The organism is Stenotrophomonas sp. Marseille-Q4652, assembly GCF_916618915.1.
Classification (GTDB): domain Bacteria; phylum Pseudomonadota; class Gammaproteobacteria; order Xanthomonadales; family Xanthomonadaceae; genus Stenotrophomonas.
Genome location: NZ_CAKAKE010000001.1, coordinates 2,529,526 through 2,552,243, shown reverse-complemented (window position 1 = coordinate 2,552,243; position 22,718 = coordinate 2,529,526). Strand labels below are relative to the sequence as shown.

The window sequence follows — 22,718 nt, the reverse complement described above, 5'->3', positions numbered from 1 at the left end:
TCGCGCGCCGATCGACGGAGAACCGATGAAGAAGGCGCTGCCGGGCCGGGTCCGCAGGCCGGCCCGATGGATCGCGCTGGTCGGCGGCGCGTTGCTGCTGCAGGCCTGTGGCCGGGAGCCGGTTTCAACCCAGGCGCCCGCCATCGCTGCGGAGGCCGCGCCCGCCGCGGCAGGTCCCGCACCGGTCCGCACTTCCAGTGCACCTGCGCCGGGAACCACCACGGCCGTGCAGGATGAAGCCATGTATGCGCGCTACCAGGCCGCACTGGGAAAGCTGTTGCCAATGATGGCCGTTGGCAGCCTGCGCGAGCGCTATGCCGCTTTGTTGCTGCAGCCCGGTGGTGCCGGGGTATGGAATCACCACGCCATCCTGCAGCTGGCGATGGCCGATGGCGGGCGCGATCCGGAGCTGGCCAGCGCCGGCCTTCAGGCCTGCCTTGCCCTGGAGGACGACTGCCCGAAGGAACAAGTGCTGCGGATGACCACGGCGCTGGCGGATGAGGACGCGGCAATGCAACTGCTGCGGCTGGGGCTGGTTCCCGAGGCCGGGCGTGAGCCCCTGTGGCAGGCGGCCAGCACGGCATCGCGCTTTGACGACCCGATGCAGTCGCGGCTGGCCAGGCTGTTGCAGGCAACCGACGCGCTGCCTCGCGATGCGGGCATGGACAGTGCCCGGACGGTGCATGCCTTCGCCATTGCCGCGGCGACGGCGGCGCCTTCGGCCCAGCTCCTCAACAAACATTGTCCCGCTGCCGATCAGGCTTCGTCACAGGTGCTGCAGTGCCGGCAGCTGGCGACCTTGATGGCCGACAGCCCCACCCTGATCACGGCACTGATCGGGATCGCGATCATGCGTCGCCAGGCGCTGGACCCTGAGCAGGTGGCCGAATGGAACGCGCGCTACCGGCAATTGCAGTGGGTAGCGCAGGCGACGGCCCCGTGGGTGGACGTGACCACCGGCCACGCACAGCAGGTGGCACGGTACGGTGAGGTGCCGACCCTGCTGCGGCTGCTGCGCGCACACGGCCTGCCCATCCATCCACCGCCGCACTGGCAGCCGGGGATGCCGACGACCTGATCTGCCGGCTCAGTCGGCCGGGACGGTGCGCTCGCGCGCCCACTCACGCAGGGCCTGCACCTGTTCGGCCATCAGCACCGACAGCGGCCGGGTGCCACGGATCTCGCCCATCAGCAGTTCGGTATCCAGCCGGCGCTGTTCGGCATGGGCGGCGTACAGCCCGGCCACCACCGCCTGTTCGATCTCTGCGCCGGAAAAGCCATCGCTGGCCGCGGCCAGCGCGGGCAGGGCGAACCCGTCCGGGTCCAGCCCGCGCTTGCCCAGGTGCAGGCGCAGCAGCTCGACCCGGGTATCGGGCGAGGGCAGGTCGACGAAGAAGATCTCGTCGAAGCGGCCCTTGCGCAGCAGTTCGGCCGGCAGCTCGTGCACCTGGTTGGCGGTGGCGACGATGAACACCGGCGCCTTGCGCTCGGCCAGCCAGGTCAGCAGGTAGCCCAGCACCCGGCGTGACACGCCGCCGTCCTCGCCGCCGCTGGACAGGCCCTTCTCGATCTCGTCGATCCACAGCACGCACGGCGCCAGCTGCTCGGCCGAGGCCAGCGCCTCGCGCAGGTTCTTCTCGGTCTCGCCGTGGTACTTGTTGTACAGCGCGCCGAAATCCAGCCGCAGCAGCGGCACGCCGAAGCCGGCGGCGGTGGCCTTGGCCAGCATCGACTTGCCGCAGCCCTGCACGCCCAGCAGCAGCATCCCGCGCGGTGGATCCAGCCCCGGCGGTGCATTGCCGGAGACGAAGGCGACGCGGCGCTGGTTGATCCAGCGCTTCAGGCGGCTGGCACCGGCGACATCGCCAAAGCGTGCGCTGTCGTATTCGTAGTGCAGGTTGCCGCTGCGGTTGAGCATCTCGAACTTCAGCTTCGCCAGCTGCGGCAGGTCGTCGGCACCGAGCGCGCCGTCGGCATAGATCAGCTGGCGGGCGATGCGCCGTGCATCGGACAGGGCCAGGCCCTGCAGGTTGCGCAGGATCTGCTGCACCGCCTCGTTGTCCACGGTGACGCGGCGGCCGCCGTGCTCACGCGCATAGCCGTCGGCTTCCTCGCGCAGCATCTTCAGCAGGGCGGCCGCATCGGGCAGGCGCGGGTTGAAGCGGGTGGCCAGCGTTTCGAGTTCGCCCGGCAGTTCGACCCTGGCGCCGACCAGCACCAGCACGTGCGGCTGGCAATGGCGGCGCTGGACGATGTCGCGCAGCAGGCGCTGGTGGCTGGCGTAGCCCAGGTAGGGATGGAAATCGAGCAGCAGGTAGATGCCGCGCTGTTCGGCCTGCTGGATCATGCGCAGCACGGCGCTGGCATCGGGCGGGCCGAATGGCTCGTCCTCGGTGTCCAGGTCCAGCCGGCGCAGGCCCTCGGTGATCGACCAGCGGTGCAGTGCACGCCATACGTGCATGAGCGCCTGCCGGAACAGATCGATGATCCGCCCCTCGTCGGGCGTCTCGATCACGATCAGGGGAGTGTTGGCGCGGATCAGCGCGGTCAGGTCCTGCAGCTCGCTCATGGGCGCTCCGTGGCTGGGGCGCAACGATAGCAAGCCGGTTGCCCCGGCGGCAGCGCTTGTCTAGCTGTCCTGACTCGGGGCGGTGTAGTCTGGCCCGGTCCCCGCGGAAACGAGGCGTGCATGAAGACGATCCTGGTGGCCGGCTCCAAGGGCGGTGTGGGCAAGACCACCATCGCCACCCATCTGGCAGCGCATTCGGCGCTGTCCGGCCAGGCAACGGTGCTGGCCGATGCCGATCCCCAGGGTTCGGGCACGCGCTGGGCACAGCGCCGGGCCGCACTGGAAAGCGCGGTGCTGCCGATCAACGTCTATCGCAGGAAGGCCTGGGAGAAGCTGCTGCCCGATGGCACCGAGCAGGTGATCATCGACGCCCCCGCCGGTGCCCATGCGCAGGAGCTGGAGCCGTTCCTGGCCACCGCCGACGCGGTGGTGGTGCCGGTGCTGCCCTCGGCGCTGGACATCGAGGCCATCGTCGGCTTCCTCAACAGCCTGGCCGCGGTGCCCCGGGTGCATACGCGTGCGCTGCCGGTGGGCCTTGTGCTCAACCGCACCAAGCACTGGACCCAGACCTCGCAGCAGGCCAGGCAGATGCTGGCCGACTGGCCCTACGACGTCGTCACCCAACTACGGGACAGCCAGGGCTACGTGGTCATGGTCGGGCTGGGGCGCAGCCTGTTTGATTACCACTCTGCCCAGGTGCGCGAGCACCAGAAGGACTGGGAACCGTTGCTCAACTGGCTGGACAAGGCCTGACTGGAGTAAGACCGAATGCGCGAACTGATCCTGCTGCGCCATGCCAACGCCGAACCGGCCAGCCCCGGCCAGGCCGACATCGACCGCCCGCTGTCCCCGCACGGCCTGGCCGAGGCCGAGGCGGCCGGGCGCTGGCTGGTCGAGAACAAGCTGGTCCCCGACCGCGTGCTGTGCTCGCCGGCGCGCCGCGCCCGGGAAACCCTGGAAGCGGTGCTGGGCCTGACCGGCTACGTCGAGCAGCGCCTGGACGAGCGCATCTACGAGGCCACCCCGGGCACCCTGGTCGCGGTGGTGGACGAGCACCGCGACCTCGAGCGCGTGCTGGTGGTCGGCCACAACCCGGGCCTGGAACGGCTGGCGGCGCTGATGCACAGCGGCCAGTCCGGTGACTACCGCGGCATGCCGACCTCCTCGGTGGTGGTGCTGTCGCTGCCGATGGCCGCGCCAATCGAGCCCGGCATCGCCCGGCTGGCCGCGTTCTGGTGGCCGTGAGCGGCGCGGACGCCTCCCGGGCCTGACACCGGCAATGCGCAGGCTGCGCGCCGCACTGCTGCTCCTGTTGCTGCTGCCCCCGGCCGCCGCGGCCGGCGGGCACATCGCGCTGGACCCGCAGCGCTCGCATTTCGGTTTCGAGATCCGCACGCGCCTGGGCCAGCGCATCGAAGGCCAGTTCCCGCGCTTCGAGGGCCGCATCGAGATCCTGGCCGACGGCCGCAGGCAGGTACGGCTGCGGATGTTCAGCCAGTACGTGGAGATCCCCGGCAAGCCGCGCTACACAGGCTGGATGCGTGGCGAGGATTTCTTCGACACCCAGCGCCATCCGGTGGTGGAGTTCGATTCGCTGCCGTTCGAGCCGGAGCTGGTCAGCGAGGGCGGCGACCTGCAGGGCACTCTGACCCTGCGCGGCATCCGCCACCGCGAGACGCTGCGTTTGATGCCGGCCGGATGCGACCGCCCCGGCTATGATTGCGACCTCGTCGGCCGCGGTACCGTCCTGCGTGGACGCTACGGCATGGATGGCTGGCACATAGCCCTGAGTGATCGAGTGACCTTCCTGATGCGCGGGCGCCTGACCGAGGTGCCCACCCCGTGACCGTGCTGCTGCGGCTGCTGGCACTGGCGATGCTGGTGCTGGGAAGCGGCTGTGCGTCGCTGACCAGCGTCGAGCGCGAGCGTGCCGCCGGCATTGCCGTGCAGGCACGCAGCAGCGAACTGGACTGCGACCAGGCCGACCGCTGCGCGCTGGCCTCGCCGCTGCGCGCGCTGGGCGGCCGGGCCTTCACCGAATCCACCGCGCAGGTGCCGCGCCACTACGCCACCATCCTCGACGAGGGCGAGGCCGCGCTGGTCGCGCGGCTGAACCTGCTGCGCAGCGCCACCCGCAGCATCGACCTGCAGACCTACATCTTCGACACCGACGACAGCGCCCGGCTGGTGATCGACGAGCTGCTGGCCGCGGCCCGGCGCGGGGTCAAGGTGCGGGTGCTGATCGACCAGCTCTCGGCGATCTCCGACCTGGAGGTGCTGGCCGCGCTGGCCGGCGCGCACCAGAACTTCCAGCTGCGGGTGTACAACCCCAGCTTCGGCAAGGCGCGGCTGAACTACCTCGATTACGCCGGCAGCGTGCTGTGCTGCTTCCGCCGCTTCAACCAGCGCATGCACAACAAGCTGCTGGTGATCGACGATGCCATCGGCGTGGTCGGCGGGCGCAACTACCAGGACGACTATTACGACTGGGACAGCGAATACAACTTCCGCGACCGCGACGTGGTCCTGGCCGGGCCGGAAGTGCGCGAGATGGCCGCCAACTTCGATGCGTTCTGGGGCGCGCGGCGCAGCGTGCCGGCCGAGCGCCTGAACGACGTCGGCCGCACCCTGCTGCGCGGGGGCGTGCCGCCACTGCCCGAATACAGTTACCAGCGCCCGGAGCGGATCGCGCGAGTGAGCGGGCAGGCCAACGACGCCGAACACATCGCCCGCAGCTTCGTCGATACCGCGCTGCCGGTGCGTTCGGTCAGCTACGTCGCCGACCTGCCGCGCAAGCACCGCCGCAATCCCGGGTCGTTCACTGTCACCGCAGGCGAGCCGAGGCTGGACCAGGTCATCGCCGGCGCCGAACGTGAAGTGCTGCTGCAGACGCCCTACCTGGTGCTGTCCGATCCGGCGCAGGACCTGTTCAGGCAGCTGCGCCGGCGCCCGCAGCCGCCGCGGGTGGTGGTGTCGACCAACAGCCTGGCCGCTACCGACAACCCGATCGTCTATGCGCTGTCCTACAAGTACAAACGCCGCAACCTGCGCGAGCTGGGCTTCAACATCCACGAGTACAAGCCGTTCCCGCTCGACCCGCCGGTCAGCGAGGCCAACCGCCAGCCCGACCCGGTGCCGGCGGACACCGGCGATGGCGGGCGCGGGCTGCTGGGTGGCAGCGCCACCGGCAGCGGCGCCCACAACCGCAGTGACCGCCAGGCCACGCCGCGGCCGGGCAGCGCCCCGGTGCGTCCTGGCCTGCAGCGCCAGGGCAGTGCCTACGAGAACGCGCGTGCGCGCCGCCGCGCCGTCGGCAGCGAGGTCGAGCGCCAGCGCCTGCGCACCGAGACCCGGCCCTCGTTCCTGGGGAGCAAGGCGGTCAACAAACCGTTGTCGGTAACCCGCAAGGGCGCGCGCATGGGCCTGCACGCCAAGTCGCTGGTGGTCGATCGCCGGATCGGCGTGATCGGCACCCACAACTTCGATCCGCGCAGCGAGAACTACAACACCGAGGGCATGGTGGTCATCGACGACCCGGCCTTTGCCGAGGCGTTGGCGCAGAGCATACTGCGCGACACGCGGCCGGAGAACGCCTGGACGGTGGCGCCGCGGCAGAAGCCGTTCGTGCTGTCCGGGCTCAACTACAGCGTCGGCAAGGCCTCCGAGGCGCTGCCGGTGCTGGATTTCTGGCCGTGGCGTTACGCTACCGTGTATGAATTCAACCCGGGCCAGGACTGCCCGGAACCGTTGCGCCGGCAGGATCCGGGGTTCTACCGCTGCTACACCGCGGTAGGCGACTTCCCCGAGGTCAACGTCGGTGGCAAGTGGTTGCTGGTACGGATGCTCACCGCGTTCGGCGCCGGCCTGGCCCCCATCCTCTGATTCCTTGCCGCGAGTTCCAATGCCCCAGGTTTTTCGCCAGACGGTTTCCCTCGACGCGCTCAACGCCCTCAGCCGCGACACGCTGATCGCCCACCTCGGCATCGAATTCATCGACGCCGGCGAGGACTGGCTGCGCGCCACCATGCCGGTGGACGTGCGTACCCGCCAGCCCTACGGGCTGCTGCATGGCGGCGCCTCGGTGGTGCTGGCCGAAACCCTGGGCAGCACCGCCGGCAACCTGTGCGTGGACCCGGCCCGGCAGATCTGCGTCGGGCTGGAGATCAACGCCAACCACCTGCGCGCGGTACGCGGCGGCACGGTGATCGGCACGGCGCGCGCGCTGCATGTCGGGCGTACCACCCAGGTGTGGGAAATCACGATCGAGAATGAACTGGGCAAGCCGGTGTGCATCTCGCGCCTGACCCTGGCCGTGGTGCCGGTCGGCCGGGCGGGAGGTGCCGCTTGAGCATCCGTCATCGTGCGGCGACGCGCCTTCGCCTGCTCCGGGAGGTGGCGTGATGCGCGTGGTCCGCTACCTGTACCGACTGCCGCTGCTGTTGCTGCACATCGTGCTGATGCTGCCGCTGACGCTGCTGGCGATGATGCCGCCGTGGGGCCGGCTGCGGGTCAACGGCGAGCCGCTGGAAGAGCTGGCCGTGCGCCTGTGGTCCGGCGGGCTGATGTGGGTGTTCGGCTTCCGCCTGCAGCGCCATGGCAGGCCGCTCGACGGGGCGGTGCTGTTCGTGGCCAACCACGTCAGCTGGGTCGACATCGAGATGCTGCACAGCCAGAAGATGATGGGCTTCGTCGCCAAGCGCGAAATCGCCAGCTGGCCGCTGGTCGGCTGGCTGGCCGCTCGCGGCCAGACCATCTTCCACCAGCGCGGCAGCACCGAATCACTGGGCGGGGTGATGGAGGAGATGCGCCTGCGCCTGGTCCAGGGCAAGGCGGTGGGCGTGTTCCCGGAAGGCCGCACCCGCGGCGGCCAGGAGGTCGGCCCGTTCCATGCGCGCATCTTCCAGGCCGCGGTCGAGGCCGGGGTGCCGGTACAGCCGGTGGCGCTGCGCTACGGCGAGCGCGGTGATGCGCAGACCGTGGTCGCCTTCGGGCCGGGCGAGAGTTTCTTCGCCAACTTCGTGCGCCTGCTCGGCGAGCCGCCGCGGCGGGCCGAGGTGCATTTCCTCGAGCCGATCGCCAGTGCCGACCTCGAGGGTCGGCGCCGCATCGCCGAGACCTCGCGCGCACGCATCGTCGCGGCGATGACCGGCTAAAGCGATGCCGCCGTCGCTCGCCACGAGCATGGACCAGGAGCCGGCATTGCGACCGGCGCTGCTCAGTGCGGCCGATTACCAGCCGCCGCGCTGGCTGCGCAATCCGCACCTGCAGTCGATGCTGGCCTCGAGCATGATGCGCCGGCTGCGTGGCCAGCGCCTGCTCCAGCGCAGTGGCGCGGACACGGTGGAACTGCTGCTCGACGGCGGCGATGGCGTGCGCCTGCAGGCCTGGCACAGCTCGGTGGCCGGGCGTGATCCGCGCGGCGTGGCCCTGCTGCTGCACGGCTGGGAAGGCAGTGCCGAATCCAGCTACATGCGCATGACCGCCGCGCACCTGCTGGCACGGGGCTTCGACGTGGTGCGGCTGAACTTCCGCGACCACGGCAACACCCACCACCTCAATCCCGGCATCTTCCATTCCAACCGCATCGGCGAAGTGGTGCAGGCCACCGCCGATGTGGCGCGACGCTTCCCGCAGTTGCCGCTGCTGGCCGCCGGCTACTCGCTGGGGGGCAACTTCGTGCTGCGCCTGGCCCTGCGTGCGCCGGCCGCCGGCATCGCCCTGCACAAGGTCGCCTCGGTGTGCCCGCTGCTGGATCCGGCGCTGACCATGGACAGCATTGAGCGCGGCCCGGCGATGTATGACTGGTATTTCCGCCGCAAGTGGGCCGAATCGCTGCGCCGCAAGCGCGCGCTGTTCCCGGAACTGGCCGCCTGCGACGACGACGTGCTGCGGCTGGACATCCGCTCGCTCACCGGCTGGCTGGTCGAGCGGCATACCGAGTTCGGCTCGCTGCAGGCGTATTTCGATGGCTATTCCATCGCCGGCGCGCGGCTGGCCGGCCTGCAGGTGCCAGCCGACATCCTGATGGCGCAGGACGATCCGGTGATTCCGTTTTCCACCTTCAGCGACTGGCAACTGCCGCCGTCGGTACAGCTGGACATCGCGCCGTGGGGCGGCCACTGCGGTTTCCTGGAGAACATGCGCGGCGACGGATTCGCCGAGCGCTGGGTCGCCGAACGGCTGGTCGCGGTCCTGCACGGCTGACCCGGCGGGGCTGGCGTTGCCCGCTACAATGCGGGTTTGCCCCGAAGCCGGACCGCCATGCAAGACAAGATCATCGAAGCCCTGCGCCGCAACGCCGCCGACGAAGCCACCGCCCTGGCGCGGCAGTGGGTGGAGGCCGAGCCGAAGCAGTCCCAGGCGCACCGCTGGCTGGCGCTGGCCCTGCAGCAGCAGGGGCACAACGCCGAATCGCTGGCCGCGCTGGACCAGGCCCTGTCGCTGGCCCCGGAAGATGCCGACCTGCACCTGCAGCGCGCCGGCCTGCTGTTGGCCACCCGCCAGCTGCAGGACGCCGGCACCGAACTGGCGCGCACCACCGAGCTGGATCCCAACCAGTTCAACGCCTACGTGATGCAGGCCCACCTGGCGCTGGCCAAGGGCGACCTGGACGAAGCCGAGCGCGTCAGCCGCGTGGCCTCGCGGCTGGAGCCGGACCACGTGCAGCTGGCCCTGGTCGATGGTCTGGTCGCGCTGCGTCGCGGTGACGTCGATCGTTCACTGGGCCTGCTGTCGGCGGCCAGCGCGCAGCTGCCCGATGACCCGCGCGTGCTCTACGCCGTCGGCCTGGCCTATCTGGCCAAGGACCATCTGGCCTTTGCCGAACATGCCTTCCGCCGCGTGATGGAAGTGGCCCCGGTGGCTGCCACCCCGGCGCTGTGGGCGCTGATCGCCCAGCTGTCGTTCCGCCAGGGCCAGCCCGATGCCGCCGCCGAGGCGATGGAACGCGTGCTGGCGCTGCCCGGCGGCGATGTCCCGGCGATGCGCCGGCTGGCCGGGGAGGCCCACCTGGAAGCCGGCCGTCCGGCCGAGGCCGTCGCGCACCTGCGCCAGGTGCTGGCCGTGGCTCCCGATGACCAGCGCACCCTGCAGGCGCTGCTGGTGGCGTGGCAGCGCCTGGGTACCGAAGACGAAGCACGCCAGACCGTGGACGAGCAGCTCGAGCGCAACCCGGGCCTGCACGCGCTGTGGCTGGCACGGCTGGCGATCGAGCCGGTCGGCAGCGACGCCGCGCTGGCGGTGGTCGAACGCTGGACCGGGGCGATGCCGGAACACCTGCCGGCACTGGAAGCGCTGATGCGCATCAGCGACATGCGCAAGGACCCGGCTGCCGCCGAAGCCACCGCGCGCCGCATCATCGCGCTGGAGCCGGGCCGTATCTCGGCCGAGCAGCGCATCGTCCAGGCCCTGCTCGAGCGTGACCCGGCCGCCGCGGTGGCGCACGTGCAGGCGATCGTGGACAAGGCCCCGCCGGAGAACAACGCACCGCTGCGTTCGTGGCTGGGCGCCGTGCAGGAGCGGGCCGGCGATTACGCCGGCGCCATCGCCACCTGGGTCGCGCTGCACAACGATCTGGCGCCCAACCGCCTGCCGCTGCCGCCGCAGGCGCGCTCGCCGGCCAGCTGGCCGGAGCTGGCGCCGATCGACGGGTCCCGCACCGCACGTCCGCTTTTCATCTGGGGCGCGCCGGGCTCGGGCGTGGAGCGCGTGGTGCAGATGATGGCCGCGCGCAGCCAGGCCGTGCGCGGCGACCGCTTTGCCGGCAATCCACCCGACGACCCGTTCCAGAACTACAAGACGCTGCAGCGCCTGGCCACCGACGAACTCGATCCGGCCGAGCTGGTGCAGCAGTGGCGTGACCAGTTGCCGGCCCGCGGCATCCAGGACGGCAACATCGTCGACTGGCTGCTGTGGTGGGACAACGCGCTGCTGTGGGCGCTGCGTCCGCAGCTGCCCGAGGCGCGCCTGGTGGTCGTGCTGCGCGACCCGCGCGACATGCTGATCGAGTGGCTGGCCCTGGGGGCCCCGGCGCCGTTGGCGCTGACCTCGGTGCAGCAGGCGGCCGAGTGGCTGGCGCGGGTGATGGTGCAGGTGGCGATCCTGCACGAGCAGGACCTGTACCCGAGCATGCTGCTGCGCATCGACGATGCGGCCAATGATCCCCGGACCATGGCCGAGCTGATGCAGCACGCGTTCAACCTGCCGTTCCCGCAGTTGCGCAGCCTCGGCCCGACCACCATCGAGGGCGGCCACTGGCGCAAGTACGCCGACGTGCTGGCCCCGGCCTTTGCCCTGCTCACGCCGGTGGCGGTGCGCCTGGGTTATCCCGAAGCCTGATCACAGGAGGATGCGATGAAGCTGACGAGCACGAGTTTCGACAACGGCCAGCCGATCCCGGCCGAATTTGCCGCCGGCGATGCCAATGGCTTTGCCGGCAACCGCAACCCGCAGCTGGCGTGGTCGGAGGTGCCCGGGGGTACGGCTTCGTTCGTGCTGCTGTGCGTGGATCCGGACGTGCCGACCGTGCCGGAACTGGTCGGCCGTGAGGACGTGCGCATCCCGGCCGACCAGCCGCGTTGCGACTTCGTGCACTGGGTGATGGTCGACATCCCGGCCAGCGTCGGCGAGATCGCTGCCGGCAGCTGCAGCGACGGCTTCACTGCCCGCGGCAAGCAGCAGCCGGCAGGGCCGGCCGGTGCACGCCAGGGCGTGAACGACTACACCGGCTGGTTTGCCGGCAACGCCGACATGGCCGGCCAGTACCTGGGTTACGACGGCCCGTATCCGCCGTTCAACGACGAGCGCATGCACCGCTACTTCTTCCGCGTGTTCGCGCTCGACGTGCCAGCCCTGTCGCTGCCGGAGGCCTTCACCGCCGCCGATGTGCAGCGGGCGATGCAGGGCCATGTGCTGGCTGAGGCCGCGCTGCATGGCACCTACACGTTGAATCCGGACCTGAAGTAAGCGCCACGGCCACTGCGCACGGCGCAGTGGCCTTCAGCCGGCGGTTTCCGATTCGACCACGGTATCGAGCACCCACGCCTGGCTGGGGCCATCGGCCGGCGGGTCGGCCACCTCGAAACGCTGCACGCGCAGCACCTGGCGGGTGCCGGGCTGGTGGGTATAGCCCTCGATGCGGCCATGGAAATGGCCGAACGCGCCGGGCTCGCCCTGGCGCAACCCGTTTCCGTCATAGCGCAGCTGCCGCACCTGCAGGCACTGCGCATCGGCCATTGCGCCGCTGCTGCACGGCTGCGTCTGCGCCGCCACTTCCAGGAACAGGGTCTCGCCCGGCCCACCATAACGGGTCTGCGCGGTGGGCTCGCCGACAAACTCGAGAAGATCGCCGTCGGCGGTAAGCAGCTTCATCGCCCCGGCATCGAGCGCTTCCACCTGCAGCGGCTGCTGCAGCCTGGCCGCCAGCATGCCGTCCAGCTTCATCAGCCCGCTGTCGGCGCACAGGCGCCGGGTCGCGGCCAGCGGCCCGATCATCAGCACGTCGCCCTCGATCCGGTACGGGCCACTCATCGCGTTGCAGGTGTTGCTGATGCGCACCTGGTCGTCATCGAAATCCAGCGTCACCGGCTGCTTCGGGCGCAACACCAGCGCGTCGATGCGCATGCCCAGCCGATCACTGGCATGGTCCAGCCGCCAGTGGTTGGCATGCAGCACGCCGTGGTCCAGCGTGGCCGCCGCGGCTTCGGGCGAACCGGCGCTGGGCGCGGCCTCGCCATCGGCGGCCGGGGACCTGCTGCACGCCGGCAGCAGCGGCAGGAACAGGGCCAGCAGCAGTACACGCTTCATCGTTCTCTCCTTGGTGACCGTGGCGCGCCATCCGTGGCACCGCCCCGGGCTCACTGGCCGGCAGGCAACCACAGCAGCAACACTGCGCCCAATACCAGGCGATAGGCCGCGAAGACCGTGTAACGGTGCTTCTTGACGTAGCCCAGCAGCCAGCGCACCACCGCAAAGCCGGTCACCACCGCGGCAACGAAGGCGATGCCGACCTGGTCCCAGGCCTCGCTGGCCAGCCCACCGTCCTTGGCCAGTTCCAGGAAGGCATAGGCGCTGGCGGCAAACATGGTCGGAATGCCGACCAGGAACACGAACTCGGTCGCCGCCGCACGCCGGCTCAGGCCCAGCAGCATGGCCAGGAAGATCGCCGCGGCCGATCGCGAGGTGCCGGGAAACACGCCGGCCAGCACCTGCGCCAGGCCCACGCCGATGGCTACCGTCCACGTCACCTGGTCGCGTTCGGGCAGGCGCGCAGTGTAGGCCTCGACCAGGATCATCCAGATGCCGCCGATGATCAGCGCCCATGCGACCGGGGTCACCGTTTCCGGCAGTTCCCAGCCAGCCAGGCGCACCGGCAGGCCGACCACCGCGGTGACCAGGAAGGCGACGCCGAGCTTGAGCACGTAATCGCGGTTCTCGCGCTGGTGCAGGCCGGTGGCCAGCGCCCACAGGCGCTGCCGGAACACCAGGGTGATGGCCAGGATCGCGCCGGCCTGGACCACGATGTTGAAGAAGTCCGAGCGAGAGCCCAGCCAGTGCTGGGCGATCAGCAGATGCCCGGTGCTGGAGATCGGCAGGAATTCGGTGAGGCCTTCAAGGATGCCCAGCAGCAGGGCGGAAAACAGGTCGGACATCGGGAAGCGACTTGGAAAGGGCTGCGGAAGCATACGCCATCACATCACCGCACCATATTGGTGCAGTGCTTAGCTTTTGCACCAATCCGGTGCGAACTGCTTTGGTGATTCCCGTCGGCCGTCATCAAAATCAAGGACTTGTGAAGAGAGAAAAGTTGGCACGGGGTTTGCGATCACCCATCACGAAATTCATCACCCGAGGTTTCAACCGATGTCCCTGGAAAACGTTGAGAAGCTGATCAAGGACAACCAGATCGAATTCGTCGATCTGCGTTTCGTGGATATGCGTGGCATCGAACAGCACGTCACCTTCCCGGCCTCGATCGTCGAGCCGGCGCTGTTCGAGGAAGGCAAGATGTTCGACGGCAGCTCGATCGCCGGCTGGAAGGGCATCAACGAGTCGGACATGGTGCTGATGCCCGATGCCGACACCGCCTACGTCGACCCGTTCTACGCCGATCCGACCCTGGTGCTGACCTGCGACGTGCTCGACCCGGCCACCATGCAGTCCTACGGCCGCTGCCCGCGCGGCATCGCCAAGCGCGCCGAAGCCTTCCTGAAGTCCTCCGGCATCGCCGAGCTGGCCTTCTTCGGTCCGGAGCCGGAATTCTTCATCTTCGATTCGGTCCGTTTCGCCAACGACATGGGCAACACCTTCTTCAAGATCAATTCCGAAGAAGCGGCCTGGTCGACCGGTGACAAGTTCGACGGCGCCAACTCCGGCTACCGTCCGGCCGTCAAGGGCGGCTACTTCCCGGTCCCGCCGACCGACTCGCTGCACGACCTGCGCGCCGAGATGTGCAAGACCCTGGCCGCCGTCGGCATCGACGTCGAAGTGCATCACCACGAAGTGGCCAACGCCGGCCAGTGCGAGATCGGCGCCAAGTTCAACACCCTGGTCAAGAAGGCCGACGAGCTGCTGCGCCTGAAGCACGTGGTCAAGAACGTTGCCCACCGCAACGGCAAGACCGCCACCTTCATGCCCAAGCCGATCGTCGGTGACAACGGTTCGGGCATGCACGTCCACCAGTCGCTGGCAAAGGACGGCAAGAACCTGTTCTCCGGTGACGGCTACGGCGGCCTCAGCCAGCTGGCGCTGTGGTACATCGGCGGCATCTTCAAGCACGCCAAGGCGATCAACGCCTTCGCCAATGCCGGTACCAACTCCTACAAGCGCCTGGTGCCGGGCTTCGAAGCGCCGGTGATGCTGGCCTACTCGGCCCGCAACCGTTCGGCGTCCTGCCGCATCCCGTTCGTCACCAACCCGAAGGCGCGCCGCATCGAGATGCGCTTCCCGGACCCGATCCAGTCCGGCTACCTGACCTTCACCGCGCTGATGATGGCCGGCCTGGACGGCATCCGTAACCAGATCGACCCGGGCGCACCGAGCGACAAGGACCTGTACGACCTGCCGCCGGAAGAAGAGAAGCTGATCCCGCAGGTCTGCTCCTCGCTCGACCAGGCGCTGGAAGCGCTGGACAAGGACCGCGAGTTCCTCAAGGCCGGCGGCGTGATGAGCGACGACTTCATCGACGGCTACATCGCGCTGAAGATGCAGGAAGTGACCAGGTTCCGCGCTGCCACGCACCCGCTGGAATACCAGCTGTACTACAGCGCCTGAGCAAGCGGCGGCGATGGCGGAGGACCCTCCCTCCCACCCTCCGCCATCGTCGCCAGCCTCCGCGGGGCTTCGCGCCGCGGGACAAATCCAGCGTCGGGTCTGCCCGGCGCCGGTCATGCGGTCCCGGTTGGGGAACCAGGATGACGCATGTGCAGTACCGGCTTCTGTAATCCAGGGGTAAGAAAGACCGACGCGTGTCATGGGCCCAGCCCTCCCTCCCGCGTCACCGCCGGCGTGCACCTGCATGCCGGGCGCGAGGCCCATGCAACGTTCGGCGCAACAGCCACAGCCGCACCTGCGGCTGGCGGATGAACCGACCCGGCGGCGTGCCGCCGGACCCATCCACCATCGGGATATGCGCATGAAATTGATCTCCGCCATCATCCGGCCGTTCAAGCTCGACGAGGTCCGCGAGGCCCTGTCCGAAATTGGCGTATCCGGCATCACCGTCACCGAAGTAAAGGGCTTTGGCCGCCAGAAGGGCCATACCGAGCTGTACCGCGGCGCCGAATACGTCGTCGACTTCCTGCCCAAGATCAAGATCGAAACTGCCGTCACCGACGACCGCATGGAGGCGGTGGTCGAGGCCATCCGCACCGCGGCCGGCACCGGCAAGATCGGCGACGGAAAGATCTTCGTCACCGCACTGGAACAGGTCGTCCGCATCCGCACCGGCGAGATCGGCGCCGACGCGCTCTAACCCCACTCGGAGCCCCACAATGAAGACTCGAATTTTCACCGGGTGGCAGGCCCGGTTCCATGGCGTGTGCCTGATGATGCTGCTCAGCGCGATGGCGGCGTTTGCCTTCGCCTCCGATGCCAACGCGCAGCAGGCCGACGCGCCGCCGGTGGCCGAGGCGGTCGAAGCCCCGGTCGCTGAAGTGGCCGATGCACCGTCGCCGGTGGCCAACGCCGCCACCGAAGAAGCGCCGGCCGAAGAAGAAGCCAGCCTGGATTCGGGCGACACCGCCTGGATGCTGACCTCGACCCTGCTGGTGCTGCTGATGATCGTGCCCGGCCTGGCCCTGTTCTACGGCGGCCTGGTGCGCAGCAAGAACGTGCTGTCGGTGCTCAGCCAGGTGCTGGTCGTGGCCTCGGTGGTGATCGTGCTGTGGGCCTTCTACGGCTACAGCGTGGTGTTCACCGACAGCAACGCGTTCTTCGGTTCGTTCACCGAGAAGTCGTTCCTGAAGGGCATCACCATCGACAGCCTCAGCGGCACCATCCCGGAGCTGCTGTTCGTCGCCTTCCAGTCGACCTTCGCCGCCATCACCACCGCGCTGATCGTCGGCGCCTTCGCCGAGCGCATCAAGTTCAAGGCGGTGCTGCTGTTCTCGGTGCTGTGGTTCACCTTCAGCTACCTGCCGATGGCGCACATCGTGTGGGGCGGCGGCTACCTGGGCGAACTGGGTGCGGTCGACTTCGCCGGCGGTACCGTGGTGCACATCAACGCCGGTGTCGCCGGCCTGATCGGCGCCTACTTCGTCGGCAAGCGCATTGGTTTTGGCCAGAACGCGCTGAAGCCGCACAACGTGCCGTTCACCTTCATCGGTGCCTCGCTGCTGTGGATCGGCTGGTTCGGCTTCAACGCCGGTTCGGCCGCGGCCGCCAACAGCACCGCCGCGCTGGCCTTCATCAACACCATCCTGGCCACCTCGGCGGCGGTCGTGGGCTGGACCCTGGTCGAGGCCATCAGCAAGGGCAAGCCGTCCGCGCTGGGCGCCGCCTCCGGTGCGGTTGCCGGCCTGGTCGGCATCACCCCGGCCTGCGGCACGGTCGGTCCGCTGGGCGCGATCGTGATTGGCCTGGCCGCCGGTGCGATCTGCGTGTGGGGCGTCACCGGCCTGAAGAAGCTGCTCAGGGTCGATGACACCGCCGACGTGTTCGGCGTGCACGGCGTCGGTGGCATCGTCGGTGCGATCCTGACCGGCGTGTTCACCGCGCCGTCGCTGGGCGGCACCGGCGAGGCCGACTTCGACATCGGCCACCAGGTGTGGGTGCAGGTGGTCAGCGTCGGCTTCACCATCGCCTGGTGCGCCGTGGTCACCATCGTCGCCCTGCTGCTGGTCAAGGCCGTGTTCGGCCTGCGTGTCAGCGAGGACGCCGAGCGCCAGGGCCTGGACATCACCTCGCACGGCGAATCGGCCTACGAGGCCTGAGCCTGGCAGCAGGAGCCCGCTCCTGCACACACAGCAACACCGACCGGCGGCCTCGCGCCGCCGGTCGTGTATCTGCAGCACGCGCCCGGCGATCCATGGCCTGGTGGCGCGTGGCCGCATTGCACAGCCGCCTCTCTTCTACCCGGCAAGCGCACGATGGCATCCTTGCCGGCCGTCTGCGTGCGACCTTGCCGTGAGCCTGTCCATGAAATTCCGATCCCGGGCGATTGCCTGCCTGTTCCTTGCCACGGCAATGCTGGCCGGCTGCAGCACCGTGGCCGAGCGCGGCGGTGCCGGCACGTCAACGACCACGCGCTATTCGAAAGTCGACTGGGCGTCGTTGCCGGCGGTGGCCGACGCCGACCTGCTGACCGGCTTCGATGCATGGCGCAGCGCCTGCCCGCGGCTGCAACGCGATCCGGTCTGGGCCGATACCTGTGCCGTCGCCGCCACGGTGGCGAGCGAGGCCAACGCCGTCCGCAGCTTCCTGCGTGGACAGCTGGACGTCCACGCGCTGCGTGCGGCCGGCAACCGTTCCCATGGCCTGATCACCGGCTACTACGAGCCGATCTACCCGGGCAGCCTGGTACGCACCGCACGTGCGCAGGTGCCGGTGTACGGCGTGCCCGAAGACCTGGTGGTGGTGGATCTGGAGAGCGTGCATCCGGAATTGAAGGGCAAGCGCCTGCGCGGCCGGCTGGAAGGTCGCGTGCTCAGGCCGTATGCCGATGCGGCCACCATCACCGCAGAAGGCGTCAAGGCGCCGATCCTGGCGTGGCTGACCGATCCGATGGACCTGCAATTGCTGCAGGTGCAGGGCTCCGGGCGCGTGCGCCTGGACAATGGCGAACAGGTGCGGCTGGCCTATGCCGACCAGAACGGCCATCCCTACCGCGCCATTGGCCGCTGGCTGGTGGAGCAGGGTGAGCTGGCGCAGGAACAGGTCAGCATGGAAGCGATCCGCGGCTGGGCCCGGGCCAATCCGGCGCGGGTGCCGGAGCTTCTGCGCAGCAACCCCAGTTACGTGTTCTTCGAGCGCAGGCCCGACAGCCCCGAGGGCCCGCGCGGTTCGTTGAACGTGCCCCTCACCGCTGGCTACAGCGTGGCCGTGGACCGCACGGTGGTGCCGCTGGGCAGCCTGCTGTGGCTGTCCACCACCCGCCCGGATGGCACGCCACTGGTGCGCCCGGTGGCCGCGCAGGACACCGGCGGCGCCATCGTCGGCGAGATCCGCGCCGACCTGTTCTGGGGTACCGGTGACGCCGCCGGCGACCTGGCCGGCCACATGAAGCAACAGGGCCAGCTGTGGCTGCTGTGGCCAAAGGGCAAGCCGTTGCCGCAGCCGGGGCCCACGCCATGACCCCGCGCCAGGCCTTGATATGCGCCGCCCTGGCGTTCGTCGGTCCCGCGCTCGCGCAGGCCATCACCACCGATACCGCCGCATCGGCGCCCGTGCGGGCGTGGATGCCCGGGAGCGAGCAGGTCCGTGATGCGGACTACTGCGAGATGACGAAAGCCTCCCGCGAAGCACGCCTGGCCGGGCTGGCCCATGACAAGGCCAACGGCCGCCGCAACACCGGCTCCGCGCTGGATGATCCGGAAAAGCTCAGGCGCTTCTGGGACGCGCGGGTACAACGCGCCTGCGGCGATGCCGGCGCGGTCGAGGCCAACGACGCATCGTTACCAACCGGCGACGGCACGTAGAATCGGACCATGACCCCGCATCGTTTCCTGCCCCTCGCGCTTGCAGTACTGGCGCTGGCCGCCTGTTCCAGCACGCCGCGCAGCGAGCGCAACCCGCTCGCGCAGTGGGTGCCGTCGCCCAACCACAACGCGCGCCAGCCCGTGCTGATCGTGCTGCACCACACCGACCAGGATTCGGTGCAGGAAAGCCTGGACACGCTGCGCAGCGCCAACTCCGGCGGCAAGGTCAGCTCGCACTACCTGGTCGGCCGCGATGGCGACCTCTACCAGCTGGTGGCCGATGGCCGCCGCGCCTGGCATGCCGGTCCCGGCAGCTGGGGTGCGATCACCGACCTCAACTCGGCCTCGATCGGCATCGAGATCGACAACGATGGCGACAGCCCGTTCGCGCCGGCGCAGATCGACGCCCTGGTGCGGCTGCTTGATGAGCTGTGCACGCGCCTGGGCATTCCGCGCCGGCAGGTGATCGGTCACGCCGACCTGGCGCCGACCCGCAAGCAGGACCCCAGCCGCTTCTTCCCGTGGCAGCAGCTGGCCGAGGCCGGCTTCGGCGAGTGGCCGGACCCGGCCCACGGCCCGGCGCCGGATGGTTTCGATGCGTGGCTGGGACTGCAGGCGCTGGGGTATCCGATGGCCGATCCGGCCGCCGCGGTCCGCGCCTTCCATCGCCGGTTCCGCGGCAGTGACAGCCTGCCAGCCGAACTCGATGCCGAGGACGCGCGCATCCTGCACTCGCTGCTGCTGCAGCGACGCGGCTGAAACCGAGGCTTTTCCGCTGTTTTGCACTAAATTGGTGCAATGACGTCGACGCCTGCCGAAGCCCCTTCGCTGGAACTGCTGGGCACCCCCGTGGCCTGGGCCGATGCCCAGGGCCGCATCGAAGGCACCAATCCCGCGTTCGCGCGCTGGCTGGGCGTGAGCCGGCGGCGCCTGCTTGGCCAGCCGCTGGCCGCGCTGGAGTCCCAGGGCGAGGCTTTGGCCCGCTTCCTGGCCCGCGATGAGCTGGACGTGCTGCGCCTGCACCGGCTGGCGATGGCCCTGCCGGGCGAGTCACCGCGCTTTGCCGAGGGCTGGCTGAGCCGGCTGGACGATGGCCGCTGGCTGCTGGAGGCCTATCCGACCGACGAGTTCGAGGTTTCGGACCCGGCGCTCGCCCTGCCCGGTGCGCTGAGCGCCGCGCTCAAGGGCCTGGCCCATGAACTGCGCAATCCGCTGGCCGGCCTCAAGGGCGCGGCGCAACTGCTGGCGCGGCGCGCGCACGGCCGCGATGCCGACGAGCGCGAGCTGATCGAGCTGATCGGCTCGGAGATCCAGCGCCTGAACACCCTGCTGGACCAGTTGCTGTCGCCGGCCCCGGCGCGCCCGCATGCACCGCTCAACATCCACGCCGTGCTCGAGCGGGTGCTGCGCCTGGCCGAGAACGAGGCCGGCTGGTCGGTGCGGCTGCAGCGCGACTACGACCCCAGCATCCCTGAGTTCCCCGGCGACAGCGACCGCCTCACCCAGGCCGCGTGGAACCTGGTCAGCAATGCCATCCAGGCCGGCGCGACCACAGTGACGCTGCGTACCCGGGTCGAGCACGGCGCCCGCATCGCCGAGCACATCCACACCCTGGCGCTGCGGCTAGAGATCGTCGACGACGGTCGCGGCGTGCCCGAGGAACTGGCCGAGCACCTGTTCCTGCCGCTGGTCAGCGGCCGCGCCGAAGGCACCGGGCTGGGCCTGGCCCTGGCCCAGCAGGTCGCGCGCGAACACCGTGGCCACCTCAGCTACCGCTCGCGCCCGGGCCATACCGTCTTCACCGTGCTGCTGCCGATGCCCGCCGCCGAGCCCGATACCGGAGCCAACCCATGAGTCCGTCTTCCACCGCGCCGTCCATCTGGGTGGTCGATGACGACCGCTCGGTGCGCTTCGTGCTGTCCACCGCGTTGCGCGAGGCCGGCTACGCGGTCGAGGGTTTCGACAGTGCCGCCGCGGCATTGCAGGCACTGGACGAGCGCCCGGTGCCGGTGCTGCTGTTCACCGACGTGCGCATGCCCGGCGACGATGGCCTGGTGCTGCTGGAAAAGCTCAAGGCCGCGCACCCGCAACTGCCGGTGATCGTGATGTCGGCCTATACCGACGTGGCCAGCACCGCCGGCGCGTTCCGCGGCGGCGCCCACGAATTCCTGTCCAAGCCGTTCGACCTGGACGATGCGGTGGAACTGGCGCGCCGCGCGCTGCCCGCGGATGCGGGCAGCGATGCCGGCGACGAACCCGGGCCGGCGCCCACGCCCGCACCGGCCAGCGAGACCCCGCAGCTGATCGGCGATGCGCCAGCGATGCGCGCGCTGTTCCGCGCCATCGGCAAGCTGGCGCAGGCGCCGTTGTCGGTGCTGATCAACGGCGAGACCGGCACCGGCAAGGAGCTGGTGGCCAATGCCCTGCATCGCGAATCACCGCGTGCGCACGGCCCGTTCGTCGCGCTCAACACCGCCGCGATCCCGGCCGAACTGCTGGAGAGCGAGCTGTTCGGCCACGAGGCGGGCGCCTTCACCGGCGCGCAGCGCCGCCACATCGGCCGCTTCGAGCAGGCCGACGGCGGCACCCTGTTCCTGGACGAGATCGGCGACATGCCGCTGCCGCTGCAGACCCGGCTGCTGCGCGTGCTGGCCCAGGGCGAGTTCTTCCGGGTCGGCGGCCGTGAGCTGATCCACGTCGACGTGCGGGTGATCGCCGCCACCCACCAGGACCTGGAAACGCTGGTCGCGCAGGGCAGGTTCCGCGCCGACCTGCTGCACCGCCTGGACATGGTGCGGCTGCAGCTGCCGCCGTTGCGCGAGCGCCTGGGCGACGTGCCCCAGCTGGCCGAGAACTTCCTCGCCGCCGCCGCGCGCCGGCTGGACATGCCGCCCAAGCGGCTGAGCCCGGCCGCCCTGCGCGCGCTGGGTGCGCACCACTGGCCGGGCAATGTGCGCGAGCTGCAGAACGTGTGCTGGCGACTGGCGGCACTGGCTGCGGCCGACGTCATTGACGCGCACGACGTGGAGCAGGCGCTCAACCGTGGCCAGCGCGCCATGCCGGTCGCCGCCGAGGCCGGCGCCTGGGACCGGCAACTGGCGCAGTGGGCGCGGCAGCGCCTGGCCGAAGGGGCCGAAGGGCTGCATGCCGAGGCCCGCGAGCGGATGGATGCCGCCCTGCTCGAGGCCGCGCTGGAATTCACCCACGGCCGCCGCGCCGAGGCCGCCACGCGGCTGGGCCTGGGTCGCAACACCGTGACCCGCAAGCTCGGCACCGGGCGCCGCCGCGGCTGAGCTTTCATGGCCCGTGAACCGGCCCGCCGCTAGCGTGGCCGACAGCTGGCCGCCAGCGGCCAGGATTTTCGATATGACAGGCTGCGCCCGGAGCGCGGCCGCGATGCAACCCGAGGAGTGAACATGCAACGCCTGCCTGCCTTCGTGCCCCTGCTGCCGCTTTCCCTGGTCCTGGCCGCGTGCAGTTCCGCACCGCCCCCGGCACCGCCGCCGCCGCCCGCCCCGGTCACGGTCAGCACTGCGCAGCAGGCCGAGGCCAACCTCGCCCCGGCCTCGGCCAGCCTGGTCAGCGGGCGACTGGCCCTGGTGCCGGCGCCCGGTGGCGTGCGCATCACCGGCGTCATCGGCGGGCTGGCGCCGCGCCAGGTCGCGGCCTTCCACGTGCACGAGCGCGGCGACTGCAGCGCGGTCGATGCCAGCAGCGCCGGCGGCCACTTCAACCCCACCGGCGCGCCACACGGCCGCGCCGGCAATGGTGACCACCATGCCGGCGACATGGACAACCTGCAGGCCGACCACGAGGGCGTGGCCCAGGTCGACGTGCTGCTGCGCCAGGTGACGCTCGGCGGCGGTGCGGCCAATGACGTTGCCGGCAAGGCGCTGGTGGTGCATGCCCGACCCGACGACTACCGCAGCCAGCCGGCCGGCAACGCCGGTGCCCGCGTGGCATGCGGCGTGATCCGCGTTACCCGTTGAAACCCGCCCGACCCAACCAAGGAGACA

At 69.9% G+C, this 22,718-nt stretch carries 22 protein-coding genes; 19 read left to right on the top strand and 3 right to left on the bottom strand.

The features are described from left to right. Positions 1–25 precede the first annotated feature (25 nt). Entirely contained in the window at positions 26–1,078 is a 1,053-nt protein-coding gene (locus LG380_RS12165) for a hypothetical protein (RefSeq protein ID WP_225765447.1), read from the top strand. Positions 1,079–1,087: 9 nt separating this feature from the next. On the opposite strand, the gene LG380_RS12160 is transcribed toward LG380_RS12165, so the two are convergent. Continuing rightward, positions 1,088–2,569 (bottom strand): AAA family ATPase, encoded by a 1,482-nt coding sequence (locus LG380_RS12160; RefSeq protein WP_225765444.1) that lies wholly within the window; start codon positions 2,567–2,569, stop codon positions 1,088–1,090. A gap of 120 nt (positions 2,570–2,689) precedes the next feature. On the opposite strand from LG380_RS12160, the gene LG380_RS12155 reads away from it, so the two are divergent. From LG380_RS12155 to LG380_RS12115, 9 genes are read left to right on the top strand one after another with little or no spacing between them, the layout of a single operon-like run. Next, entirely contained in the window at positions 2,690–3,322 is a 633-nt protein-coding gene (locus tag LG380_RS12155; RefSeq protein WP_225765443.1) for a ParA family protein, read from the top strand. 15 nt (positions 3,323–3,337) lie between these two features. Then, a complete protein-coding gene (locus tag LG380_RS12150) occupies positions 3,338–3,814 on the top strand; it encodes a histidine phosphatase family protein (protein WP_225765441.1) in 477 nt (158 codons plus the stop codon). Positions 3,815–3,848: 34 nt separating this feature from the next. Then, positions 3,849–4,415 (top strand): YceI family protein, encoded by a 567-nt coding sequence (locus tag LG380_RS12145; protein ID WP_225765439.1) that lies wholly within the window; start codon positions 3,849–3,851, stop codon positions 4,413–4,415. After that, complete coding sequence (locus LG380_RS12140) at positions 4,412–6,451, top strand: phospholipase D family protein (RefSeq protein ID WP_225765437.1); 2,040 nt, start codon at positions 4,412–4,414, stop codon at positions 6,449–6,451. The genes LG380_RS12145 and LG380_RS12140 overlap by 4 nt, the downstream gene beginning before the upstream one ends. A gap of 19 nt (positions 6,452–6,470) precedes the next feature. Beyond that, the gene (locus LG380_RS12135; RefSeq protein ID WP_225765435.1) at positions 6,471–6,917 is read left to right on the top strand and encodes a hotdog fold thioesterase; all 447 of its coding nucleotides are present in this window, start codon (positions 6,471–6,473) and stop codon (positions 6,915–6,917) included. A 52-nt stretch (positions 6,918–6,969) separates the two neighbouring features. Continuing rightward, positions 6,970–7,722 (top strand): lysophospholipid acyltransferase family protein, encoded by a 753-nt coding sequence (locus tag LG380_RS12130; RefSeq protein ID WP_225765434.1) that lies wholly within the window; start codon positions 6,970–6,972, stop codon positions 7,720–7,722. Positions 7,723–7,750: 28 nt separating this feature from the next. Then, positions 7,751–8,773, top strand: a complete 1,023-nt coding sequence (locus tag LG380_RS12125; RefSeq protein ID WP_225766595.1) for an alpha/beta fold hydrolase — start codon at positions 7,751–7,753, stop codon at positions 8,771–8,773. Between the two features lie 57 nt (positions 8,774–8,830). Further along, complete coding sequence (locus LG380_RS12120; RefSeq protein WP_225765432.1) at positions 8,831–10,906, top strand: tetratricopeptide repeat protein; 2,076 nt, start codon at positions 8,831–8,833, stop codon at positions 10,904–10,906. Positions 10,907–10,921: 15 nt separating this feature from the next. Continuing rightward, on the top strand, positions 10,922–11,533 hold the full coding sequence (locus LG380_RS12115; protein WP_225765430.1) for a YbhB/YbcL family Raf kinase inhibitor-like protein: 612 nt from the start codon (positions 10,922–10,924) through the stop codon (positions 11,531–11,533). Positions 11,534–11,566: 33 nt separating this feature from the next. On the opposite strand, the gene LG380_RS12110 is transcribed toward LG380_RS12115, so the two are convergent. Together LG380_RS12110 and LG380_RS12105 are read right to left on the bottom strand one after the other, a co-directional pair. Continuing rightward, the gene (locus LG380_RS12110; protein ID WP_225765428.1) at positions 11,567–12,373 is read right to left on the bottom strand and encodes an META and DUF4377 domain-containing protein; all 807 of its coding nucleotides are present in this window, start codon (positions 12,371–12,373) and stop codon (positions 11,567–11,569) included. 50 nt (positions 12,374–12,423) lie between these two features. Beyond that, the gene (locus LG380_RS12105) at positions 12,424–13,218 is read right to left on the bottom strand and encodes an undecaprenyl-diphosphate phosphatase (RefSeq protein WP_225765426.1); all 795 of its coding nucleotides are present in this window, start codon (positions 13,216–13,218) and stop codon (positions 12,424–12,426) included. A gap of 211 nt (positions 13,219–13,429) precedes the next feature. Between LG380_RS12105 and glnA the strand changes: the two genes are divergently transcribed. The 9 genes from glnA (at position 13,430) to LG380_RS12060 (ending at position 22,691) form a co-directional block, all read left to right on the top strand. Next, positions 13,430–14,839, top strand: a complete 1,410-nt coding sequence (gene glnA, locus LG380_RS12100) for a type I glutamate--ammonia ligase (RefSeq protein WP_225765424.1) — start codon at positions 13,430–13,432, stop codon at positions 14,837–14,839. Between the two features lie 361 nt (positions 14,840–15,200). Further along, positions 15,201–15,539, top strand: a complete 339-nt coding sequence (locus tag LG380_RS12095) for a P-II family nitrogen regulator (protein WP_225765423.1) — start codon at positions 15,201–15,203, stop codon at positions 15,537–15,539. 19 nt (positions 15,540–15,558) lie between these two features. Continuing rightward, complete coding sequence (gene amt / locus LG380_RS12090) at positions 15,559–16,998, top strand: ammonium transporter (protein WP_225765421.1); 1,440 nt, start codon at positions 15,559–15,561, stop codon at positions 16,996–16,998. Positions 16,999–17,203: 205 nt separating this feature from the next. After that, complete coding sequence (locus tag LG380_RS12085; protein ID WP_225765420.1) at positions 17,204–18,358, top strand: MltA domain-containing protein; 1,155 nt, start codon at positions 17,204–17,206, stop codon at positions 18,356–18,358. Beyond that, the gene (locus tag LG380_RS12080) at positions 18,355–18,702 is read left to right on the top strand and encodes a hypothetical protein (protein ID WP_225765418.1); all 348 of its coding nucleotides are present in this window, start codon (positions 18,355–18,357) and stop codon (positions 18,700–18,702) included. Before LG380_RS12085 ends, LG380_RS12080 begins: the two co-directional genes overlap by 4 nt. 9 nt (positions 18,703–18,711) lie before the next feature. Beyond that, positions 18,712–19,461, top strand: a complete 750-nt coding sequence (locus tag LG380_RS12075) for an N-acetylmuramoyl-L-alanine amidase (RefSeq protein ID WP_225765416.1) — start codon at positions 18,712–18,714, stop codon at positions 19,459–19,461. 39 nt (positions 19,462–19,500) lie between these two features. Further along, a complete protein-coding gene (locus LG380_RS12070) occupies positions 19,501–20,556 on the top strand; it encodes an ATP-binding protein (protein ID WP_225765414.1) in 1,056 nt (351 codons plus the stop codon). Then, positions 20,553–21,995, top strand: a complete 1,443-nt coding sequence (gene ntrC / locus LG380_RS12065) for a nitrogen regulation protein NR(I) (RefSeq protein ID WP_225765412.1) — start codon at positions 20,553–20,555, stop codon at positions 21,993–21,995. The genes LG380_RS12070 and ntrC overlap by 4 nt, the downstream gene beginning before the upstream one ends. 123 nt (positions 21,996–22,118) lie before the next feature. Continuing rightward, positions 22,119–22,691 carry a superoxide dismutase family protein gene (locus tag LG380_RS12060; RefSeq protein ID WP_225765411.1) on the top strand — a complete coding sequence of 191 codons (573 nt, stop codon included), beginning with the start codon at positions 22,119–22,121 and terminating at the stop codon, positions 22,689–22,691. The last annotated feature ends 27 nt before the right edge of the window (positions 22,692–22,718 follow it).

Excerpts from the sequence above, each read along its gene's own strand:
- LG380_RS12165 (WP_225765447.1), top strand. The coding sequence starts at position 26 with ATGAAGAAGGCGCTGCCGGGCCGGGTCCGCAGGCCGGCCCGATGGATC.
- LG380_RS12160 (WP_225765444.1), bottom strand. The coding sequence starts at position 2,569 with ATGAGCGAGCTGCAGGACCTGACCGCGCTGATCCGCGCCAACACTCCC.
- LG380_RS12155 (WP_225765443.1), top strand. The coding sequence starts at position 2,690 with ATGAAGACGATCCTGGTGGCCGGCTCCAAGGGCGGTGTGGGCAAGACC.
- LG380_RS12150 (WP_225765441.1), top strand. The coding sequence starts at position 3,338 with ATGCGCGAACTGATCCTGCTGCGCCATGCCAACGCCGAACCGGCCAGC.
- LG380_RS12145 (WP_225765439.1), top strand. The coding sequence starts at position 3,849 with ATGCGCAGGCTGCGCGCCGCACTGCTGCTCCTGTTGCTGCTGCCCCCG.
- LG380_RS12135 (WP_225765435.1), top strand. The coding sequence starts at position 6,471 with ATGCCCCAGGTTTTTCGCCAGACGGTTTCCCTCGACGCGCTCAACGCC.
- LG380_RS12130 (WP_225765434.1), top strand. The coding sequence starts at position 6,970 with ATGCGCGTGGTCCGCTACCTGTACCGACTGCCGCTGCTGTTGCTGCAC.
- LG380_RS12125 (WP_225766595.1), top strand. The coding sequence starts at position 7,751 with ATGGACCAGGAGCCGGCATTGCGACCGGCGCTGCTCAGTGCGGCCGAT.
- LG380_RS12120 (WP_225765432.1), top strand. The coding sequence starts at position 8,831 with ATGCAAGACAAGATCATCGAAGCCCTGCGCCGCAACGCCGCCGACGAA.
- LG380_RS12115 (WP_225765430.1), top strand. The coding sequence starts at position 10,922 with ATGAAGCTGACGAGCACGAGTTTCGACAACGGCCAGCCGATCCCGGCC.
- LG380_RS12110 (WP_225765428.1), bottom strand. The coding sequence starts at position 12,373 with ATGAAGCGTGTACTGCTGCTGGCCCTGTTCCTGCCGCTGCTGCCGGCG.
- LG380_RS12105 (WP_225765426.1), bottom strand. The coding sequence starts at position 13,218 with ATGTCCGACCTGTTTTCCGCCCTGCTGCTGGGCATCCTTGAAGGCCTC.
- glnA (WP_225765424.1), top strand. The coding sequence starts at position 13,430 with ATGTCCCTGGAAAACGTTGAGAAGCTGATCAAGGACAACCAGATCGAA.
- LG380_RS12095 (WP_225765423.1), top strand. The coding sequence starts at position 15,201 with ATGAAATTGATCTCCGCCATCATCCGGCCGTTCAAGCTCGACGAGGTC.
- amt (WP_225765421.1), top strand. The coding sequence starts at position 15,559 with ATGAAGACTCGAATTTTCACCGGGTGGCAGGCCCGGTTCCATGGCGTG.
- LG380_RS12085 (WP_225765420.1), top strand. The coding sequence starts at position 17,204 with ATGAAATTCCGATCCCGGGCGATTGCCTGCCTGTTCCTTGCCACGGCA.
- LG380_RS12080 (WP_225765418.1), top strand. The coding sequence starts at position 18,355 with ATGACCCCGCGCCAGGCCTTGATATGCGCCGCCCTGGCGTTCGTCGGT.
- LG380_RS12075 (WP_225765416.1), top strand. The coding sequence starts at position 18,712 with ATGACCCCGCATCGTTTCCTGCCCCTCGCGCTTGCAGTACTGGCGCTG.
- LG380_RS12070 (WP_225765414.1), top strand. The coding sequence starts at position 19,501 with ATGACGTCGACGCCTGCCGAAGCCCCTTCGCTGGAACTGCTGGGCACC.
- ntrC (WP_225765412.1), top strand. The coding sequence starts at position 20,553 with ATGAGTCCGTCTTCCACCGCGCCGTCCATCTGGGTGGTCGATGACGAC.
- LG380_RS12060 (WP_225765411.1), top strand. The coding sequence starts at position 22,119 with ATGCAACGCCTGCCTGCCTTCGTGCCCCTGCTGCCGCTTTCCCTGGTC.